This window comes from Candidatus Rokuibacteriota bacterium, from assembly GCA_030647435.1.
GTDB lineage: Bacteria > Methylomirabilota > Methylomirabilia > Rokubacteriales > CSP1-6 > AR37.
The window spans coordinates 1-2,502 of record JAUSJX010000049.1; the positions used below are offsets into that span (position 1 = coordinate 1).

At 69.7% G+C, this 2,502-nt stretch carries 3 protein-coding genes; 2 read left to right on the forward strand and 1 reads right to left on the reverse strand.

From position 1 onward, the window contains the following. The coding region (locus Q7W02_09320) for an LLM class flavin-dependent oxidoreductase (GenBank protein ID MDO8476376.1) at nucleotides 1–229 on the forward strand (229 nt) is incomplete at its 5' end. Between the two features lie 63 nt (nucleotides 230–292). Further along, nucleotides 293–511, forward strand: a complete 219-nt coding sequence (locus Q7W02_09325; protein ID MDO8476377.1) for a hypothetical protein — start codon at nucleotides 293–295, stop codon at nucleotides 509–511. Between the two features lie 15 nt (nucleotides 512–526). Here the strand turns inward: Q7W02_09325 and Q7W02_09330 are convergent, their stop codons facing one another. After that, a complete protein-coding gene (locus Q7W02_09330) occupies nucleotides 527–2,350 on the reverse strand; it encodes an aldehyde ferredoxin oxidoreductase family protein (protein MDO8476378.1) in 1,824 nt (607 codons plus the stop codon). Between the last annotated feature and the right edge of the window lie 152 nt (nucleotides 2,351–2,502).

Here is a 2,502-nt window from a genome sequence, read left to right on the forward strand (position 1 = left end):
GGCGCTCGGGCCCAGGATGTGCGAGCTGGCGGGTGAGGTCGCCGACGGCGTCCTCCTCAACTGGATTCCGCCTTCCGCCGTGCCTGCATCGCTGCGCCACGTCGAAGCCGGGGCCAAGCGGGCCGGACGGAGCCTGGCGGAGGTCGACGTCTCCGTGTCCGTGAGGACGTGCGTCACCGACCCGAGAGAAGACGCGCGCGCGGCGCACGCCCGGGACGTCACGGGCTAAGCCATCGTCGGCGCCTACGGGCGCTTCTTCGCGGAGTGCGGCTTCGCGGAGGAGGTGGAGGTGGTGAACGCCGCGTGGAAATCCGGCGATCGCGCGGGAGCGGTCAAGGGAATCTCCGAGCGCGTGCTGGATGGGCTCGGCGCGGTGGGCCCGGCCGACGTCTGCCGCGAGCGGCTCGGCGCCTTCGCGGCCGAGGGGGTCACGCCGGTGGTCGTACCCTTTTCGCCGCCCGGACCGTCGGCGCGCGCGTCCATGCTGGGGACCTTCCGGGCCTTCCCCTGAGCCCTCGCGCGGCTGCTAGCGCTCGACCGCGCGGGCGGCGTCCTCTTCGATCTCGAGCGCGCGGATGGTCTCCGCCGTGGGCACGCCCGTGACCGCATCCCAACCCTGCTCGACGTAGTAGTCGGTGACGATCTTGTCCTGCTGCTCGGAGCTGAATCCGGCGTGCTTGGGCAGGGGATCGGTGAACCGCACCGGCAGCCGGTCGTCGGCGCGCCCGAACCCCTCGCGCAGGTTGAAGAGCCTGGCAAGCGTCAGTCCCCGGTGGGCCGTCGTCACCATCTCCTCGGGGGTGATATCCCAGCCCGTGACGGCCTTGAGTATCGTCAGCGACTGGTCGTCCTCGTAGGCGAGGAAGTGGCAGAGCCCGATCTGGTTCCGCAGGCCGTTGCGGTTGCCCGTCTGGCGCATGTGGTCCCCGCCCGTCGGCGCGAGCAGGTATGACGCGCGCATCACCGGCATGTGCCGCGGGTCGTGCATCGCCATCTCCATGCCCTTCACCGTGGTGAGGAAGGCCTCGGAGCCGCGGCCGAGCCGCTGGGCGGCGCGCTGCGACCCCTCGGCCAGGAGATCGCCGACGCCCCGGCGATAGGCGATCATCTCGACCAGCTTGACTACACCATCGGCGTCGTGGAAGCGGAGCGGCACGCCGCCCGTGTCGTCGAGCGTCAGGACGCCCTTCTCGAAGCACTCCATCGCCCACGCGAGCGTGGCGCCCAGCGACACCGTGTCCATCCCGAGGTAGTTGCACATTTCGTTGGACTTGCAGATGGCGATCAGGTCGTCGAGCCCGAGGTTGACGCCCAGGGCGGCGAGCGATTCGTACTCGGGCCCGCCGTAGCGCGGGTCGACGCGGTACCGGCCGAGAGGATCGAACGCGACCTTCGCGCGCCCCTTGTAGAGCGTCTCCGACGCCTCGCGGGCGGTCTCTTCCTTCTCCTCGATGTGAACGACTTTCTTGCAGCGCACCGAGCACGCGTAGCAGGCCGCCATCCTGACGCGCACCTGGTCGCGCACGGCGATGGCGTCGACCTTGCCCACCGTCTCGGAGGCGCCCATGCGGTAGTTGAGGACGGGCATGCCGCCCTCGAGGCTCTTGCCCTGCATGGCGGCGCCCGTGCCGAAGTCGTGGAAGGCGCGGTGCTTCTCGTTCATGGTGCCCGAAACCCACTTGGCGACTCCGAGCAGCGCCGGCTGGTCGGCGATCTTCACGGGGATCTTGCCGCGGACGGCGATGGCCTTGAGCCGCTTCGAGCCCATGACGGCGCCCATCCCCGTGCGCCCCGCTACTTCGTTGAGGTCATTGGCGATGCAGGCGAAGCGCACGAGGTTCTCGCCGGCCGGGCCGATCTGGGCGATCCGGATGCGCGGATCGCCGAGCTCGGCATGGATAGCCTCCTCCACCTCGCCGGTGATGCGTCCCCAGAGGTGCCCGGCGTCGCGGATCTCGACCGCGCCGTCGTTGATCCAGAGATAGACGGGCGTGGGCGAGACGCCGTGGAAGACGATCGCGTCCCATCCCGCGCGCTTCAGCTCGGCCCCCCAGTAGCCGCCGGACTCGGATTCGCCGAACCCGCCCGTGAGCGGCGACTTGGCGCCGACGCTGTGACGTCCCGCCCCGGGCACGGGAGCGCCCGTGATGACGCCCGGGGCGATGACCAGGATATTGTCGGGGCCCAGCGGGTCGGCGCCCTTCGGGACATATTTAAGGAGATAGTGGCCGATCAGCTCGCGCCCGCCGGCATAGCGCCGGAAGAAGCTGTCGCCGGGCTCCTCGATCCACGTGCGCCGCTCGCCCAGGTTCACGTGCAGGATCTTGTTCCAGTAACCGTATCGGTCCATAGGACTCATCATCCCCCTTCTATTGAGGTGGTCGCCTCGCCTGCGGCTGCGGCTCCCCCGACTATCTGTGTGGTCGCCTCGCCTACGGCTGCGGCTCCCCCGACTATCTGTGTGGTCGCCTCGCCTACGGCTGCGGCTCCCCCGACTATCTG

Bases quoted from the DNA above. Each gene is read 5' to 3' on its own strand.
- Q7W02_09330 (MDO8476378.1), bottom strand. From the start codon at position 2,350: ATGGACCGATACGGTTACTGGAACAAGATCCTGCACGTGAACCTGGGC.